At 60.5% G+C, this 17,611-nt stretch carries 16 protein-coding genes; 8 read left to right on the forward strand and 8 right to left on the reverse strand.

The genetic code is table 11. From position 1 onward, the window contains the following. The first annotated feature begins 238 nt into the window (after nt 1-238). Complete coding sequence (locus NPS46_RS02845) at nt 239-619, forward strand: hypothetical protein (RefSeq protein ID WP_274104872.1); 381 nt, start codon at nt 239-241, stop codon at nt 617-619. Nucleotides 620-689: 70 nt separating this feature from the next. Here the strand turns inward: NPS46_RS02845 and yiaY are convergent, their stop codons facing one another. Continuing rightward, nucleotides 690-1,838, reverse strand: a complete 1,149-nt coding sequence (gene yiaY / locus NPS46_RS02850) for an L-threonine dehydrogenase (RefSeq protein WP_274104873.1) — start codon at nt 1,836-1,838, stop codon at nt 690-692. A 166-nt stretch (nt 1,839-2,004) separates the two neighbouring features. Between yiaY and NPS46_RS02855 the strand changes: the two genes are divergently transcribed. Next, nucleotides 2,005-3,012, forward strand: coding sequence for a DUF4917 family protein (locus NPS46_RS02855; protein ID WP_274104874.1), 1,008 nt, complete (start codon nt 2,005-2,007; stop codon nt 3,010-3,012). A gap of 1 nt (nt 3,013) precedes the next feature. Here the strand turns inward: NPS46_RS02855 and NPS46_RS02860 are convergent, their stop codons facing one another. Then, nucleotides 3,014-3,559 carry a helix-turn-helix domain-containing protein gene (locus NPS46_RS02860; protein ID WP_274104875.1) on the reverse strand — a complete coding sequence of 182 codons (546 nt, stop codon included), beginning with the start codon at nt 3,557-3,559 and terminating at the stop codon, nt 3,014-3,016. A 162-nt stretch (nt 3,560-3,721) separates the two neighbouring features. On the opposite strand from NPS46_RS02860, the gene NPS46_RS02865 reads away from it, so the two are divergent. Together NPS46_RS02865 and NPS46_RS02870 are read left to right on the forward strand one after the other, a co-directional pair. Next, a complete protein-coding gene (locus tag NPS46_RS02865) occupies nt 3,722-4,504 on the forward strand; it encodes an aldolase (RefSeq protein ID WP_274104876.1) in 783 nt (260 codons plus the stop codon). A 29-nt stretch (nt 4,505-4,533) separates the two neighbouring features. Further along, nucleotides 4,534-5,421: a dihydrodipicolinate synthase family protein gene (locus NPS46_RS02870; RefSeq protein WP_274104877.1), complete on the forward strand. Its 888-nt coding sequence runs from the start codon at nt 4,534-4,536 to the stop codon at nt 5,419-5,421. 73 nt (nt 5,422-5,494) lie between these two features. Here the strand turns inward: NPS46_RS02870 and NPS46_RS02875 are convergent, their stop codons facing one another. After that, a complete protein-coding gene (locus NPS46_RS02875) occupies nt 5,495-5,821 on the reverse strand; it encodes a YegP family protein (RefSeq protein ID WP_274104878.1) in 327 nt (108 codons plus the stop codon). A 186-nt stretch (nt 5,822-6,007) separates the two neighbouring features. Here NPS46_RS02875 and NPS46_RS02880 point away from each other — a divergent pair, with 186 nt between their 5' ends. The 3 genes from NPS46_RS02880 (at nt 6,008) to NPS46_RS02890 (ending at nt 10,183) form a co-directional block, all read left to right on the forward strand. Beyond that, nucleotides 6,008-6,547 carry an RNA polymerase sigma factor gene (locus NPS46_RS02880; protein ID WP_274104879.1) on the forward strand — a complete coding sequence of 180 codons (540 nt, stop codon included), beginning with the start codon at nt 6,008-6,010 and terminating at the stop codon, nt 6,545-6,547. Then, on the forward strand, nt 6,544-7,503 hold the full coding sequence (locus NPS46_RS02885) for a FecR family protein (protein ID WP_274104880.1): 960 nt from the start codon (nt 6,544-6,546) through the stop codon (nt 7,501-7,503). Before NPS46_RS02880 ends, NPS46_RS02885 begins: the two co-directional genes overlap by 4 nt. 115 nt (nt 7,504-7,618) lie before the next feature. After that, nucleotides 7,619-10,183 (forward strand): TonB-dependent receptor, encoded by a 2,565-nt coding sequence (locus NPS46_RS02890; RefSeq protein WP_274104881.1) that lies wholly within the window; start codon nt 7,619-7,621, stop codon nt 10,181-10,183. Nucleotides 10,184-10,273: 90 nt separating this feature from the next. On the opposite strand, the gene NPS46_RS02895 is transcribed toward NPS46_RS02890, so the two are convergent. The 5 genes from NPS46_RS02895 to NPS46_RS02915 all read right to left on the reverse strand — a co-directional run bounded on the left by NPS46_RS02895 (nt 10,274) and on the right by NPS46_RS02915 (nt 15,036). Then, nucleotides 10,274-11,491: a class I SAM-dependent methyltransferase gene (locus tag NPS46_RS02895; protein ID WP_274104882.1), complete on the reverse strand. Its 1,218-nt coding sequence runs from the start codon at nt 11,489-11,491 to the stop codon at nt 10,274-10,276. Nucleotides 11,492-11,825: 334 nt separating this feature from the next. Then, nucleotides 11,826-12,755 (reverse strand): hypothetical protein, encoded by a 930-nt coding sequence (locus NPS46_RS02900; protein WP_274104883.1) that lies wholly within the window; start codon nt 12,753-12,755, stop codon nt 11,826-11,828. Between the two features lie 242 nt (nt 12,756-12,997). Further along, complete coding sequence (locus NPS46_RS02905) at nt 12,998-13,615, reverse strand: TPM domain-containing protein (RefSeq protein WP_274104884.1); 618 nt, start codon at nt 13,613-13,615, stop codon at nt 12,998-13,000. A gap of 27 nt (nt 13,616-13,642) precedes the next feature. Beyond that, nucleotides 13,643-14,401: a TPM domain-containing protein gene (locus tag NPS46_RS02910; RefSeq protein WP_274104885.1), complete on the reverse strand. Its 759-nt coding sequence runs from the start codon at nt 14,399-14,401 to the stop codon at nt 13,643-13,645. 26 nt (nt 14,402-14,427) lie between these two features. Further along, nucleotides 14,428-15,036, reverse strand: coding sequence for a LemA family protein (locus NPS46_RS02915; protein ID WP_274104886.1), 609 nt, complete (start codon nt 15,034-15,036; stop codon nt 14,428-14,430). A gap of 240 nt (nt 15,037-15,276) precedes the next feature. Here NPS46_RS02915 and bglX point away from each other — a divergent pair, with 240 nt between their 5' ends. Next, the gene (gene bglX, locus NPS46_RS02920) at nt 15,277-17,568 is read left to right on the forward strand and encodes a beta-glucosidase BglX (RefSeq protein WP_274104887.1); all 2,292 of its coding nucleotides are present in this window, start codon (nt 15,277-15,279) and stop codon (nt 17,566-17,568) included. Nucleotides 17,569-17,611 lie beyond the last annotated feature (43 nt).

The following is a 17,611-nucleotide window of genomic DNA, read 5'->3' on the forward strand; positions in this document are numbered from 1 at the left end:
AGTCTTCGTCCGTCATTGCACAATCAGTGACCGGGTTTGGTCACCCGACTCAGGCAAACAAGCGCGATCTCTACCCATAACGTTTACTTTCGTTTGTAGCTTTATGGTGGGCTGTGCGTGGGGCACCTTCGGGTGCGCCGGGTGCCTGACTTTCCGGTTGACCAACCCGCGTACAGACCACCACCCTTCGTTTGGTCACGGACGGTGATGGTTCCTTACTCAAGTCAGGAGCTACGCCATGAAAAAAATCGTTCCCGATCCTCCCCTTATCCAGATCGATCATTGCCTCGATATCGAACTTGAGCGCGTCCGCGAAAGGCTTGCCAACCACCCCGACAGCCCAACCCTGCTCGACAGCCTGGGCTCCACCACCGCACGGCCCGCCAGTGCATTCTTTGCCGTTCGTCCCGGTATCAGCGCTGAAGAAGCCCTGCTCCAGGCGTCACTATTGCTCAAAGGCGCGCAAGAGATCTGCGACGAAGTGACAGAGTTGGGGAGCGGCGTCGAGCGTGGCTTGATCGGCGCACTGGTACATGGCGTGGAAATGGCCCGAGCCATCGTCGACGCACTGCTCGATGAGTCGCCGAAGCACGACTACTCCCACGCAAACGCCACCTAAAAAAAGCCATCGCCCCTTCAAGCATTCCACCTGAAGGGGCGATGGCGTTTACAGGCAAAGCCGGCGAGCGTCAAAACGCGTTGCGGAAGATCTCTTCAATCTGCCGCTGGTCCGCCGGGCGCGGGTTGGTCAGGCCGCAGGCATCCTTGAGGGCATTGCTGGCCAGTAACGGAATATCAGCCAATTTGGCACCCAACTCACGCAAACCTGCCGGGATTTCAACATCCTTGGCCAATACCCGAATCGCACCAATGGCCGCCTGGGCGCCTTCTTCGGCGCTCATGCCGCTCACCTCGACCCCCAGGGCCTTGGCCACATCCTTCAGCCGTTGCGGGCAGACCAGCGCATTGAAACTCTGCACGTGGGGCAACAACACGGCATTGCAGACCCCGTGCGGCAAGTCATAGAGGCCGCCCAACTGGTGCGCCATGGCATGCACATAGCCCAGCGAGGCATTGTTGAACGCCATACCCGCCAGGAATTGCGCATAGGCCATATTCTCCCGGGCCTGCAAATCGTGGCCGTCGCTGACCGCCGTGCGCAGGTTGGCGCTGATCAGTTCGATGGCCTTGATCGCACAGGCATCGGTAATCGGGTTCGCCGCCGTGGACACATAGGCCTCGACCGCATGGGTCAGGGCATCCATGCCGGTGGCCGCGGTCAGCCCCTTGGGCATGGCGACCATCAGGGCCGGGTCGTTGACCGACAACAGCGGTGTCACATTGCGGTCGACAATGGCCATTTTCACATGGCGTACTTCGTCGGTGATGATGCAGAAACGGGTCATTTCACTGGCCGTACCGGCCGTGGTGTTGATCGCGATCAGCGGCAACTGCGGCTTGGCCGAACGGTCGACGCCCTCATAATCGCGAATGCTGCCGCCGTTGGTGGCACACAGGGCAATGCCCTTGGCGCAATCATGGGGCGAGCCGCCGCCCAGGGAGATCACGAAATCGCACCGGCCCTGGCGCAGCACCTCCAGCCCTTGCTCGACATTCGCCACGCTGGGGTTGGGCTTGGCACCGTCAAACACCACCGAATCGATATCCTGCATCGCCAGCATCTCGGCGATCCGGGTCGCCATTCCCGCCTTGGCCAGGCCGGTATCGGTCACAATCAGAGCCTTGCGAAATCCATAATTGCGAATGGCCGTCATGGCCTCATCCAGACAGCCGATGCCCATGATGTTAACGGCGGGGATAAAAAACGTGCTGCTCATGACGAATCCTCTTTGCGAAAACCAAACCTTTGCGCTGATTCGGGGGAAATCCAGCGGTTGGATTTAGGATCGTCCTACAGTCCCTGGGGCATCTTGACCTGGCTCAACACCCGGTCGTGATAAAGTCGCGCCCTGCCCTCCCACACGCTTCGAGACGACGAACCGCATGATGCAATTCCAGGAATTCGACGCCCATCTGCAGGACTGGAACGCACTGCGCGCAACCACGCCCTTCAGTGGCCTGCTGGTCGGCAATGGCGCAAGCATGGCGCTGTGGCCGGCGTTCTCCTACGACTCGCTGTTCGAGAAGGCCCAGACCACCCGCAATCGCCCCCTGGGCCTGAGCGAACTCAGCGTGTTCAAGGCCATGGACACCTGCAATTTCGAGCAGGTGCTCAGCGCCCTCAAGACCACGATCAAGGTGAACGCGGCCCTGACCATCAGCTCCTCGTCACCGCGCAATCGCTACTTCGCCATCAAGGAAGCCCTGATCCACGCCGTGCGTTCGGTGCACATCCCCTGGAAACAGGTGCAGGCCGAGAGCCTGCTGCGGATCAACCAGGCCCTGGGCGAATACCGCAGCGTCTACACCACCAACTACGACCTGCTCAACTACTGGGCCATCATGCAGGCGCCGCAGAAATTCAAGGACCTGTTCTGGAACGCAGACTCGACCTTCGACCTGGGCAATACCGAAACCAAAGGCACGCGCATTCTCTATCTGCACGGCGGCCTGCACCTGGTGAAGAACCTCGATGGCAGCACCCGCAAACTGACGTCATCGGAAAGCACACTGCTGGGCAGCTTCGCCATCAACACGCTGGGCGACGTGCCATTGTTTATCAGCGAGGGCAGCGCCGAGGACAAGCTCAAGGCCATTCGCAACTCGGACTACCTGTCGTTCTGCTACAGCCAACTGGCCGAGCACCACGGTGCCCTGTGCATCTTCGGCCACGGCCTGGGCAGCCAGGACAAGCATATCGTCCAGGCCCTGCTCGACGCGCAGGTCAAGACCCTGGCCATCTCGATCTACCCGCGCAGCCAGGCCTTTATCCAGCATCAGAAACGCCATTACGCCGGGCTGTTTGTCGGCCGTGATATCACCCTGCACTTCTTCGATGCCACCAGTCACCCGCTGGGCAGCCCGGACCTGGCGGTCACAGCCGAAGACTAGATCAGGCCCCTTCGGGGCTGTGCACCACCACCAGCAACTGCGCCTGCACCTCGCCGACCGAGCGCAGGCGATGGGGTTTCTGGGCATTGAAGTGCAAGGCGTCGCCCCGCTCGAGAATGATCCGCTCATTCATGAAGTCGACTTCCACCTGGCCCTCATGCACAAACAGGAACTCCTCGCCCAGGTGTTCCTTGAAGCTCTTGTCGGTGAACTCGCGCGGCGGGTAGATGATAAAAGGCAACAGGCTGCGTTCGCTGACCTGGTGGGCCAGCACCGCATAGCCCGGCGCCTGATCGTTGGCTGACAGGGACTGGCGCTGGTCATGGCGCACCAGGCTGTAGCTGTCGAGGCTGGGCGTATCGTCGCTGAACAGTTCCTCGACCTTGACGTTCAAGGCCTTGGCCAACTTCAGCGCCGCCGCAATCGACGGCGTATTCAAGCCCCGCTCAACCTTGGACAGATAGCTCTTGGTCATGCCCGACTTTTCGGCCAGGGCCTCCAGCGTCACGCCAAGTTTTTTCCTGAGTATTTTCAAACGGATAGACATGCGTAGCGATTAATCCATCAAGGAGCCAGCGGTTATTCCTTGCCAATGACACTTTGTGTCATATAGCATCTTTAGTGTCATTTGCTGATCCACCCAACGACCTTGCGAGCGGCGGGGGTGGCAAATCCGACGTCCCATCGATGACTGCACAGGACTCCCGATATGGCCAAGACATTAGCACTCCCCAAGGACCAACTGATCCAGCAAGCACTTGCCAGTATGCAAACGGCGCTGGCGGATAATACGTGGACCGACCGACAAAAGCTGGCCCTGACCTGCCGCATTCTGTTCGAAAACGGCCATGACTCGGGCCTCGCCGGCCAGATCACCGCCCGCGGGCCCCAACCCGGCACCTATTACACCCAGCAACTGGGCCTGGGCTTTGACGAAATCAGCGCCAGTAACCTGCTGCTGGTCAACGAAGACCTGGAGGTCCTCGAAGGGCACGGCATGCCCAACCCGGCCAACCGCTTTCACACTTGGGTCTATCGCGCACGGCCGGATGTGAACTGCATCATTCACACCCATCCCACCCACGTGGCCGCTTTGTCGATGCTGGAAGTGCCGTTGCAGATTTCCCATATGGACCTCTGCCCGCTTTACGAGGACTGTGGCTTTCTCAAGCCCTGGCCAGGGGTTCCGGTCGGCAACGAAGAAGGCGAGATCATCGCCGAGGCCCTGGGCGACCAGCGCGCGATCCTGCTGTCGCACCACGGCCAGCTCTCCACTGGCGCCAGCATCGAGGAGGCGTGCGTGATTGCCCAACTGATCGAACGGGCCGCCAAGCTGCAATTGCTGGCCATGTCGGCGGGTAACATCCAGCCGATCCGCCCGGAGCTGGGCCGTGAAGCCCATGACTGGATCAGCAAGCCCAAGCGCCATGTCGCGGCGTTCAACTATTACGTTCGCCAGAATCTGCGCCAACACGCCGATTGCCTGAACTGACCCTTCGCCCGCCCGACTGGAGCCTCACCATGAGCACCCCGAACATCCACGGCATCATCGGCTACACCATTACCCCCTTCGGCACACACGGCGAAGGCCTGGACCTTGACGCGCTGGGATGGTCCATCGACCACATGATCGATGGCGGCGTCCACGCCATCGCGCCCCTGGGCAGCACTGGCGAAGGGGCCTACCTCAGTGACGAGGAATGGAACCAGGTCGCCGAATTCAGCATCGCCCACGTCGCCCAGCGGGTGCCGACCATCGTCAGCGTGTCCGACCTGACCACCGCCAAGGCCATTCGCCGCGCGCGCTTTGCCCAGGCCCACGGTGCAGACGTGGTGATGGTGCTGCCCACGTCCTACTGGAAACTCAGCGAGGCCGAAATCCTCGCCCACTACCGCGCCATTGGCTTGAGCATCGACCTGCCGATCATGCTCTACAACAACCCGGCCACCAGCGGCACGGATATGTCGGTGGAACTGATCCTGCGGATCTTCAACGAGGTCGACAACGTCAGCCTGGTCAAGGAAAGCACCGGCGATATCCAGCGCATGCACCGCCTGCACCAGCTCGGCGAAGGCCGGGTGCCCTTCTACAACGGCTGCAACCCACTGGCCCTGGAAGCCTTCGCGGCCGGTGCCAAAGGCTGGTGCACCGCAGCCCCGAACCTGATCGCCCAGCTCAATATCGAGTTGTACCACGCGGTCCTGGCCAATGATCTGCAGAGTGCACGGGCGCTGTTCTACCGCCAGTTGCCGCTGCTGGAGTTCATCCTTAAGGGCGGCCTGCCGGCCACCATCAAGGCCGGTTTGCGCATGAACGGCCTGGAAGCGGGCGACCCGCGCCTGCCGGTCTTCCCCCTGGCCGAGGCGAGCCGTGCCCAGTTGCAGGGCCTGCTGGAGCGACTGCACTGATCGGCGACCCGCCATGAAAAAGCCCGAACGGCGCCCACCGTTCGGGCTTTTTCATGGCTGCATGGGGCCGGGGTTACTCCTTGATAACGGTACTCGGCCCATTGGCTTTGACGCTGGCGATACCCTTGTCACGGGCGGCTTCGGAGGAGTACTGCTCGCTGGTGCCGATGATTTCGTGATTGGCCGCCTTGAGATTGAAATAAGGCTTGCCGTCCTTGGCGACTTTTTTCTCGTAGCGCTCGTCTTTCGGGCTATTGACCTGGACCGAGGCGATCCCCTTTTCCGCCGCCGCGCGCGAGTTGTAATGCTCGCTCGCCAGAATCGGTTCACCATTGGCCGCCTTGAGCACGAAACGCCACTTACCCGTGCTGCCCTGACTCAGTTGATACCATCCCGACATGATCGCGCTCCCTCGAAGGTTCCATACGAACCTGCAAGTAAAGCTGCTGAGCGGCAATTCTCCAGCGGCACAGTGAACCCATTCTCAAGAATGTGTGTCACGCAAAAAACTTCTCAAGACAAATAGCAATAGTTCTCGATATCATTCGCAACCTTTCTGCCACCCGCCGCTCGATGAAGGATCACCATGTCCCGCTCCAAGCCCGACCCGCTGGCGACCGAAACCTATCGCGGGTTCTACGGGGAAATCCTGCATTTCCTGCGCAAACGCACGGACAACCCCAGCGATGCGGCGGATATGGCCCAGGATGTCTTCACCCAGTGGCTCGACCACCGCGATCACAGCCTGATCGAGCAACCGCGGGCCTATCTGTTCCAGATGGCCCGCAACCTGCTGCGCGATCACTGGCGTCGGCAAAAGGTCCGCCAGACGGTCAACGTCGAGCAGCATGAAAACGTCGACGTCGAGCACAGCGACGAAAAAAACGAGCCCCTGGAAGCCGCTCAACGCCTGCAGCATCTGCAACAACTCAAGGCAGTGCTTGCCGAACTCTCGCCCAAGCGGCGCGAAGCCCTTATGCTGCATCGCTTCGAAGGCCTGAGTCAGGCGCAGATTGCCGAACGGATGGGGGTTTCCGTCAGCATGGTGGAAAAGCACATTGCCTTTGCCCTACTGCATTGCAAGCAGCGACTACAGCGTTTGAACGGCAAGGAGCAGCCAGAATGACCCGTTTTTCCGACCTCGATCCCGATGGCATCGAGGCCCAGGCAGCCCACTGGTTCGCCCGCAATCGCAACCATCAGAACAGCGCCACGCGCAAGGCCTTTGCCACCTGGCTGGCCGAGCCGGCCCACGCCCGCGCCTATGCTGAATTCGAAGAACTATGGGCTGACCTCAATGCCCTCAAGCAATTGAACCACCCGACCGCCCTGCCCGCGCGCCAGCGCCCGAGCCAATGGCTGCGCCCCGCCCTGGCGGTGGCGGCGGCGCTGGTCTGCGCCGTGCTGGCCTTCAACCTGGGGCCACCCGGCGAGCTCTACCAGCAACACATCCAGGCCCAGACCAAAGGCAGCCGACAATTCGACCTGCCCGACGGCAGCCGCTTGTTCGTCAATGCCAATACGCGCCTGCGCATTGATTTTGACCGCCAGCAGCGTACCGTTTACCTGGACCAGGGCCAGCTCTATCTGGAGGTTGCGCCAGACAAGGAACGCCCGCTCCTGGTGCAGGCCGGCGAAGCGACCGTGCGTGTCGTCGGTACTGCCTTCGACGTACGCCGAGGCGCGCGGCAACTGGTGGTCAGCGTCGCCCATGGCCAGGTAGCCTTCGCGACGGATCGGCGCAAGGACAGCGCGCAGATGCTCGGCGCCAGCCAGCGCGCCACCTGGGACTACGCCCGGGGCACTCTGCGCCAGCAGACAGTGAACCCCGAGGAGGTCGCCGACTGGCGTAGCGGCCATCTCTCGTTTCGTAACCGCGAGCTGGCCAGCCTGATCGACGAGCTGGAGCTGTACCGCCCCGGTTCGGTCCTGTTGGGCGACGGTCCACTGACCCGCTACAAAGTCTCCGGCAGCCTGGATATCAACGATCCCGATGCGCTGATCAAGGCCCTGCCCGCCCTGTTGCCGGTCAAAACCGTGGCCCAGGCCGATGGCAGCGTACGGATCGAAAACCGTAACTGATTTTTTGAGAATATTTTTCATTCGCATATGAGGATTTTTCCAGGCTAGGCGTCTTCTTCCCCGTTCGTGCTCTGCACGCAGTCTTTTGGCCCTTTTGGCCGTACTGGGGGATTCAATGTTCCATGCGTCTTGCCGCTTCCTGCCTGCCTGTTCCCGCCCAACGCTGATTGCTGCCTGCCTGGCACTCAGCCTGCAGGCCCAGGCTCAGTCGTTCAACCTGCACCTGCCGGCGCAACCGCTCGCCACCTCGCTGAGCCAGATTGCCCAGCAAGCCAAGATCCAGTTGTTGTTCGACGAAGCCTTGCTAGGCAACTTGCGCGCCCCCGCGCTCAATGGCGAGTTCAGTCCGGAAGAGGCCATTCGCCAAGCTCTGGGCACCAGCGAGTTCAGCCTGGTCAAGGTCGACAACACCTACATCGTGCGCCCCGCCGAAACCCATACCACCTCCAGTGGCGCACTCCAGCTAGGGGCCCTGAGCGTGGTCGGTGACGGCCAGGAAGTTGACTCCAGCAACGTCGGTCGTTCGACCCTCAACCAGGCCGAAATCAATCGGCACCAGGCCAACAACATCCCTAGCCTGATCGCCACGCTGCCTGGCGTCGCCCTTGGCGGGTCACTGAAACCCGGCGGCCAGAAGATCAATATCTGGGGCCTGGGCGAAGCCGAAGACGTGCCGATGACCGTCGATGGGGCGACCAAAAGCGGCTTCGAGCGCTACCAGCAAGGCACGATTTTCATCGAGCCGGAGCTGATCAAAAGCATTGAGGTCGAGAAAGGCCCGCACTCGCCGTTCAATGGTAACGGCGGCTTCGGCGGTATCGTGCACATGGAAACCAAGGACGCCCCGGACCTGCTCGAAGACGGACGTAACAGCGGCGCCATGCTCAAGTACGGCTACAGCAGCAACGATCACCAGCAGTCCTACACCGGTGCGGTGTACGGACGCAGCGACGACGGCCGGGCCGATGCGCTGGTCTACTACACCAAGCGCGATGGCGACGATATGAAGTTGGCCAGCTCTATTCCCGACCCGAACCGCCGCTACCCGATCAATACCAAGCGCCGGCCCAATACTGCCCAGGACATGGATGCCCAGCTGTTCAAAGTGAACTGGCAGGTCAACGACGAGCACCGCATCGGCGGCTCGTACTCGCGTTCGCAAAACAATCTCTGGGCGCCGTTTTCGGCGGTGAGCTACCCAACGCCGCCGCTGGCCTCGGCGATCAACCAATATGGGTACTGGATGGCTTCACGCCGCCTGCTGGCGCAACGCGAAACGATCGATAGCACCTGGTCGGTCAAGTATCAGTACCAGCCCATCGACAACCCCCTGGTTGACCTGAAGGTCACCTACTCGGAATCCAATACCGTCCAGACCGACACCCGCGACTACTTCTTCCAACTGGCCAGCGGCGGCAAGGAAAACACCACCGGCTACAAGGACCGGATTCTGGAAGTACGCAATATCAGCCGCTTCGACAGCGGCCCGCTGGAGCATGTGGTGACCAGCGGCGTGCAATTGCGCAAACATGCCCGCGAAGTGGAAATGTGGCTGCCGGAAGCGCGCTACCAAACGCCGGCCTTCAACAATGGCGTCTTCCAACCCGGGTTTATGCCCCATGGCAAAACCGACACCAACAGCTTCTATATCCAGGATGCGGTGACGCTGGGCGACTTCACCCTGACGCCGTCGCTGCGCTACGACCACGTGCTTAACCGCGGCGAAAAAAACGATGCGCCCAACTACAACAGTCCCGACCCCAAGGACGGTCACGACTACAGTGACAAGGCCTATTCGGGCTGGTCGCCGCGCCTGGCAGCCTTCTGGAAACTCACCCCGTCCATGGCCCTGTTCGCCGACTACAGCCAGACCTGGCGCGCCCCGGTGATCGACGAGCAGTATGAAGTCCAGGGCCCCGGTTCCTCGCGTTCGGGCACCAGTCGCAACCTCGACCCGGAACGCATCACCGCGCTGCGCGGCGGCACCATCAACAACTTCTCGAATATCTTTACCGACACCGACAGTGCGCTGATCCGCACCACCGTGTACCAGAACAAGATCAAGGACGAGATCTTCAAGAACGTCGGCATTGGCTGCCTGGAGCAATTGCAGGGCGACGGCAAGTTCGCCACCTGTACCGCACTGGCGCCCAACTCGCCGATTTCCATGTACCGCAATATCGGTGACCTGACGATCAAGGGTTTCGAAGTCGAAAGCTTCTACGACTCGACCTACCTGTTCGGTTCGCTGTCGTATTCGTGGATGACCGGCAAGCATGAAGGCGCCTACTCCAACCCCTGGGGCCCGAATGTCTGGGCGCGGGATATCCAGCCCGCCACCTGGAACTCGGTACTGGGCGTGAAGATTCCGAGCCTGGACCTGAAGATCGGCTGGCAGGGCCAATGGGCACGCAAGACCGACCGCACCCCGGCCAGTTCCTATCCAAAAGGCTACGGCAGTGTGCTCGGCGACACCTCCTACAGCCAGTACGCCAACGACCGCTACAACGTCCAGGGCCTGTTCGCCAGCTGGAAGCCGCACCAACAGTACCTCAAGGGCACCGAGGTCAATTTCACGCTGGATAACATGTTCAACCGCGACTATCGCCCGGCACTGAGCGGCGACAACGCCTACAGCCAGGGTCGCAATGCCAAGGTCAGCATCACCCGCTACTTCTAGGCCCTCGTTGCGTCAGGCGTAAAAAAACCGGAGCGGGCTCCGGTTTTTTTATGGCCGCGAATCTGGCCGTGTCGATGTACGGCCAGAGGCTCAGCCCAGGTAACCGTCGGCACGCAGCAGGGTTTCCAGGCAGTGTTCCTCGATGGCGTAGAACGCCTTCAGCTCGGCGATCCGCGCCAGCAGCGGCGCCGGGTCTACTGCTCCCGGGCGTTTCACCGCGAGAATCATCTTGTTCTTGTTGGTGTGTTCCAGGGAGATAAATTCAAAGACCTTGGTTTCATAACCGCAGGCCTCGAGGAACAACGCGCGCAGGCTGTCGGTGACCATTTCCGCCTGCTGGCCCAGGTGCAAGCCGTATTGCAGCATCGGCTTGAGCAGTGCCGGGCTCTGGATCTGCTGGCGAATCTGCTTGTGGCAGCATGGCGAGCACATGATGATCGCGGCGCCCGAGCGGATGCCCATATGGATCGCATAGTCGGTGGCGATATCGCAGGCGTGCAGCGCGATCATCACATCCAGCTCGCTCGGCGCCACGCTGCGCACGTCACCCTGCTGGAACACCAGCCCCGGATGCTCCAGGCGCGCGACGGCAGCGTTGCACAGGGTGACCATGTCCTCACGCAGCTCCACCCCGGTCACCCGGCCTTCGACCTGGAGGGTATGGCACAGGTAGTCGTGGATGGCGAAGGTCAGATAGCCCTTGCCGGAACCGAAGTCCGCTACGCGAATCGGCTGGTCGAGCTTGAGCGAGGAAGTGCCGAGGGCGTGGGAGAACACCTCGATAAATTTATTGATCTGCTTCCATTTGCGCGACATCGCCGGGATCAGCTCGTGCTGACGATTGGTTACGCCCAGGTCGGCGAGAAACGGACGGCTCAGTTCCAGGAAGCGATTTTTCTCGCGGTTGTGTTCCGCCGACGGCGCCTCACGGGTTTGCTGGGCTTTGCCCTTGAACAGACTGCTCTTGCCCTTCTTGCTGTACTCGAGCTGGACTTCGTCGGTCAGCGTCAGCAGGTGGGCGTTCTTGAAGGACGTCGGCAAAAGCTCGGCGATCAGCGCCTGGGCCTCGGGCAGCGGCAGGTTCTTAGTGATATCGCGAGTCTTGTAGCGGTACACGAACGACAAGTGCGCCAGGTCCTTGACCGTAACCGGCTTGATAATCAGACGTTGCAGGTCGCCGTCATTGCCGACCGGCTTGGCCAGAACCAGCTTGATAAAGGCATCCTGGGCCAGGCTGGTGTCCAGCAGGTCGAGAAATTGCGCGTGATGATCCGGCACGGGCTGGGCGCTGGGAGCAGAAACGGACATGAACAAAAAGCCTCGGCGTGCGGAAGTCGAATCGGGGGAGTGATCGGTATTTTAGGGGGGATGGGCCGTGGGGGCACGGAGTTATTTTGCCCCCAAACCGTTTTGCCTGCCTAGCACACCGTTAAGTGAGCACGCCTTCACATAACCCGGCCGGGGCGTGAAGCCCCCCCCCCGACCGCATGCCCAACTTTGGCCCGTACTTGCAATGCCCGACTTTGCGCGCTCCCCGCCATGCGGCTCGGTAACCTGAGTGGCTTCATGATCGTGAGTTTTGCGAGCATTGCCCGATCTCCCGCTCAGCCCAGCGAAAACCTTCGCTCTAGATGGCAAGTGCCTACTCCATGTCCATAAATGAGTATTCGGCATTAAGACAAACGGTATGCTCGGAGCCGATGACGAAAGATGCTTCGACTTGGACGGATTTGTAATATTCCCCCCTCAGAAACTCTTCCCCCTGTGCCTTCGCCTCCTGGTCTATGCGTAGGAGCTCAGAAGTTAACGAATTCTCAAATACAATATCAACCCGCATATCACCAGAGGGTAGTTTACGGACATCCATATTATAAAGTCGACCAGACCCGTCGGGGGGAACGTTCTTAGCTTTATTATCCTCCTTATCCTTCTTTACCTTATAATCTAGCAATTCAGCGATTCCAGACTGACTGACTAGTATTTGCAAGATATTTTTTTGGTACGCACTTTTACAGCCATTTAAAAAACGCCCTACCTCCTCAAGCTTATTAACTTTTCCATCATTCACTTTATAGCTAAGATCATAGCCATCACCACAAAAGGAGCAAGTCTGCCGGGGGACATCTTTCTTGAATTGTTCATCAGGGGTTTCACCTTTAGCAAGATCATTGGTAAGCCCCTCATCTATCTTCTTCACAATAGCATTACGCTCAATGAACAGTTCACCCTGAAAAGGCTGCTCCAACGTAAACGCTTCACTCCCGCAGGTTATCGAAACCGCAAGCTGACTCCCCTCAAGAATCTTACAGTCAAAATTATCTTTATAGGGACCCGCAACCTGTTTGTACAGCATATTAAAAGCGGCCAATCGCTCACTACCTTCACGCTCTTCGTTCAAGAAAATGAACAAGGCCTGTTTGGCTTCTTCTTTGCGCGTGCCGCAGAACCAGTCCTGAATACGCCCCCAGACACTCGTCACATCGCGGATGTCCTTGGCATCTTTGATGGCTGCAAACTCAGCATCGCTAATGCTTCTATCGTACCAACTTCCCTCAAACACTATTGACGCCATGACTGTGCTCTCCTTCAAACACTGCAACCTTATTAGTCATGACGGTACACGTCCTATTTTTGTGTCGGCTTTCGTTTCTAGGTGTTATTTTTGCACTTCTTGACCTTGCATCAGCAATCTGGCTGCCGACCTCAAGTTCTGTGACGGGCAACACAAACCTTGGGAGCCGTCCAAGATGACTGGCTCCCCTCAGTTGGCTCACAAGCTCATCCAGTAGCCCCCATCGCGTGCGGGCAGGTTCATCAACCCAACAGCACCAGCCGGTTGGGTAATTCATTGCGCACATGAGTCAACGGCACATGGCTTTTGAGCAATTCGCCACTGGCCTGGATACAGCCGATAAACCCTTCCAGCGTGCGCCCCTGGCGTACCTGCTCGGTGAACGTCTTGATAATGGGCTCCCAGACGCTGTTGTCCAGGCGGCTGGAAATGCCCTGGTCCACCAGGATCTCGACATAGCGCTCCGCTTCGCTGACAAAGATCAGCACGCCGGTCCCGCCCACGGTGTGGTGCAGGTTCTGTTCGAGAAACTGGCGCCGGGCCAGGTTCGAGGCGCGCCAATGCCGGACCGAGCGCGGGACCAGGTGAGTGGTGATCGCCGGGATCCGCAGGATCAAGCTCAGCAAGATAAACCCGCCCCACTGCACCACCAGCAGGCCGTGGGTGCTCAGCCAGCCAGTGAAGTAGTGCACCGCCCCCGGGACCACCAGCGCCATCAAGGCTGCCCACAACAGCGGGATATAGGCATAGTCGTCGGCACGCGCCGCCAGTACCGTCACCAGTTCGGCGTCGGTCTGCTGCTCGACCCGCGCAATCGCTTCGGCGACCTGGCGTTGTTCGTATTCACTGAGTAATGCCATGGGGTTCCATGCTCGTTAAGTGTTCGCTTACCAGCCGCCGGACGATCCGCCGCCACCAAAACTACCGCCGCCACCGCTGAAACCGCCGCCACCGGAACCGCCAAAGCCGCCGGAGCGATACCCGCCGCCACCGCCTGCGCCGCCATGACAGATACCCAGCAGATTGCAGGCCATGACCAGCAGCACAAAGAGAATCACCAGGGTCAGGAATACGCCCGGATGCTCGGCAAGAAAATCCCCCTGGCTTTGCCCCGCCCCCGCCACCATCGGCTGCGGCTCGGGCAAGGGTTCACCTTGCAATACCTGGAGGATCGCCGCCACGCCATCGATAATGCCCTGGGCAAAATCGCCGGCCCTGAACGCCGGGCTGATGACCTGGTTGATGATCACTGAGGTCTGGGCATCGGTCAGCCGATCCTCCAGCCCGTAGCCGACTTCGATCCGCAGCTTGCGCTCGGCCTTGGCCACGATCAGCAGCGCGCCGTTGTTCTTGCCGCGCTGACCAATGCCCCAGTACCGCCCCAACTGGTAGCCGAACTCCTCGATGGTCGTACCTTGCAGATCCGCCAGGGTGACCACCACCACTTGATCGCTGGTGGCCTGCTCCAGGGCCGCGAGGCGCTGCGTCAACTGCTCGCGCTGGACCGGTGAGAGCATCCCGGCGTTATCCACCACCCGTCCGGTCAGCGCCGGAAACACCAGCTCGGCCTGCGCGGGCACCGTCGTCGCCAGCAACCACAGCAGGCCTGCCAGCGACAGGCCAATCCAACGTTTGAATGCAGCCATCAGCCGTTCATCCTTGCCCGGGGCAATCAGAATTTCACTTGTGGCGCTTTATCGGCGTCAGGGCTGGTGGCCTCGAAGGTCTGGCGCACCGGCAGATCGCTGTACATCAGGCTGTGCCACAGGCGGCCAGGAAAGGTACGGATCTCGGTGTTATAGCGCTCGACCGCAAGGATATAGTCACGGCGCGCGACACTGATGCGGTTCTCGGTCCCTTCCAGTTGCGACTGCAAGGCCAGGAAGTTCTGGTTGGCCTTGAGGTCCGGATAGCGCTCGGAAACCACCATCAGGCGGCTCAGGGCACCGGTCAACTGGTTTTGTGCGTCCTGGAACTGCTTGAGTTTTTCCGGGTTGTCCAAGGTCTTGGCATCGACCTGGATCGACGTGGCCTTGGCCCGCGCCTCGATCACCGCTGTCAGGGTGTCCTGCTCGTGCTTGGCATAGCCCTTGACCGTTTCCACCAGATTGGGGATCAGGTCGGCACGCCGCTGATACTGGTTCTGCACCTGGGCCCAGGCTGCCTTGACCTGCTCATCGTAGGTCGGAATGGTGTTGATGCCGCAGCCCGCCAGCAGCGAGGTCAGCAGCATCAGCGCCGCGACTTTCCAGCCAGACCGATAGACATGGTGTACCTGCATAGTAGCGATGCTCCCTGAAAGCACATGTTGAACCGCGAAGGCGATCCTTTAGCCCGAGGACTTCGGGCATAATCGGCGCCGTTCGCTGGAATGTATAAGGCCAATCGGCTAAAAGACTCCCAGCGCGAAAAACCGTTCCGAAGTTTGCTGCATTTACCCGAACAACAATAGCCGCTCCCTCAACTTTGGCCGTCCAGTGCTTGCCGTGAGCGACTGCGCCGACCCGCGAGATAACCATTCATGAAGAAGCTGTGTTTGCTGGGCCTTCTTGTCAGCCTGGCCAGTCATCCGATCCTGGCCGCGACCACCCAGGTCCCTCTCGCCGACAAGGACGCCTTTGTCAGCAACCTGCTGAAGCAGATGACCCTTGAAGAAAAGATCGGCCAGTTGCGCCTGATCAGTATCGGCCCGGAAATGCCCCGGGAAATGATTCGCAAGGAAATCGCCGCGGGCAATATCGGCGGCACCTTCAACTCCATCACCCGTCCCGAGAACCGGCCGATGCAGGATGCGGCCATGCGCAGCCGCCTGAAGATCCCGATGTTCTTCGCCTATGACGTGATCCACGGCCATCGGACCATTTTCCCCATCAGCCTGGCCCTGGCCTCGAGCTGGGACATGGACGCCATCGGCCGCAGTGGCCGTATCGCCGCCCGCGAGGCCAGCGCCGACAGCCTCGACATCACCTTCGCGCCCATGGTCGATATCTCCCGCGACCCGCGCTGGGGCCGTACTTCCGAGGGCTTTGGCGAAGACACCTACCTGGTCTCGCGCATCGCCAAGGTGATGGTCAAGGCCTACCAGGGCGACGCGCCCAGCAATGCCGACAGCATCATGGCCAGTGTCAAGCACTTCGCCCTGTATGGTGCGGTCGAAGGCGGCCGCGACTACAACACCGTGGACATGAGCCCGGTGAAAATGTACCAGGACTACCTGCCGCCCTACCGCGCCGCCATCGACGCCGGTGCCGGCGGAGTCATGGTCGCGCTGAACTCGATCAACGGCGTGCCGGCCACCGCCAACACCTGGCTGATGAACGACCTGCTGCGCAAGGAGTGGGGCTTCAAGGGCCTGGTGGTCAGCGACCACGGGGCCATCTTCGAGCTGATCAAGCACGGGGTCGCCAAGGACGGGCGCGAAGCCGCCAAGCTGGCGATCAAGGCCGGCATCGACATGAGCATGAACGACACGCTCTACAACAAGGAACTGCCGGGGTTGCTCAAGTCCGGCGAGATCCAGCAGGCCGATATCGACAATGCCGTGCGTGAAGTACTCGCCGCCAAGTACGACATGGGCCTGTTCGCGGACCCGTACCGCCGTATCGGCAAGGCCGAGGACGATCCGGCCGACACCAATGCAGAAAGCCGCCTGCACCGGGCCGAGGCCCGCGATGTGGCCAAGCGCAGCCTGGTGTTGTTGAAAAACCAGAACGACACCCTGCCGCTGCGCAAGGCCGCGAAAATCGCCCTGGTCGGCCCCCTGGCCAAGGCGCCTATCGACATGATGGGCAGTTGGGCCGCCGCTGGCGTACCGGCCCAGTCGGTCACCCTGTTCGACGGTATGAGCCGGGCCCTGGGCGATAAAAACCCGTTGATCTATGCCCGGGGCGCAAACATCACGGACGACCCGAAAATCCTCGGCTACCTCAACTTCCTCAACTTCGATGCCCCGGAAGTGGTCGACGATCCGCGCTCGGCCCAGGTGCTGATCGACGAGGCCGTCAAGGCCGCCCAGCAAGCCGACGTGATCGTGGCCGCCGTTGGCGAATCACGCGGCATGTCCCACGAGTCGTCCAGCCGCACCGACCTGAATATCCCGGGCAACCAGCGCGAGTTGATCCGTGCCCTGAAAGCCACCGGCAAGCCGCTGGTGCTGGTGCTGATGAATGGCCGGCCGCTGTCGATTCTCGAAGAGCACGAACAGGCCGACGCGATCCTGGAAACCTGGTTCAGCGGCACCGAGGGCGGCAACGCCATCGCCGACGTGCTGTTCGGCGACTACAACCCATCCGGCAAGCTGCCAATCAGCTTCCCTCGCTCGGTTGGACAAATACCGACCTACTACAACCACCTGAGCATCGGCCGGCCGTTTACCCCGGGCAAGCCGGGCAACTACACCTCGCAGTATTTCGACGACACCACCGGGCCCCTTTACCCATTCGGCTACGGCCTGAGCTATACCCAGTTCAGTCTCTCGGACATGGCCCTGTCGGCGACCACCCTGAGCAAGACCGGCAAGCTCGACGCCAGTGTGATCGTGAAAAACACCGGTAAGCGCGCTGGCGAAACGGTGGTGCAGCTGTATATCCAGGACGTGACCGGCTCGATGATTCGTCCGATCAAAGAGCTGAAGAACTTCCAGAAAGTCATGCTCAAGGCCGGTGAAGCGAAAGCCGTTCACTTCACCATCGAGGAGAACGACCTGAAGTTCTACAACACCCAGCTCAAGTTCGCGGCCGAGCCGGGCACCTTCAATGTGCAGATCGGCCTCGACTCGGCGGATGTCCAGCAGCAGAGCTTCGAACTGCTCTAGGCCAAAGCCCTGCGAGCGCGCCAGCGGCCCTGCTGACGCGCTC

This window comes from Pseudomonas putida (assembly GCF_028682395.1).
Lineage (GTDB): Bacteria > Pseudomonadota > Gammaproteobacteria > Pseudomonadales > Pseudomonadaceae > Aquipseudomonas > Aquipseudomonas putida_AB.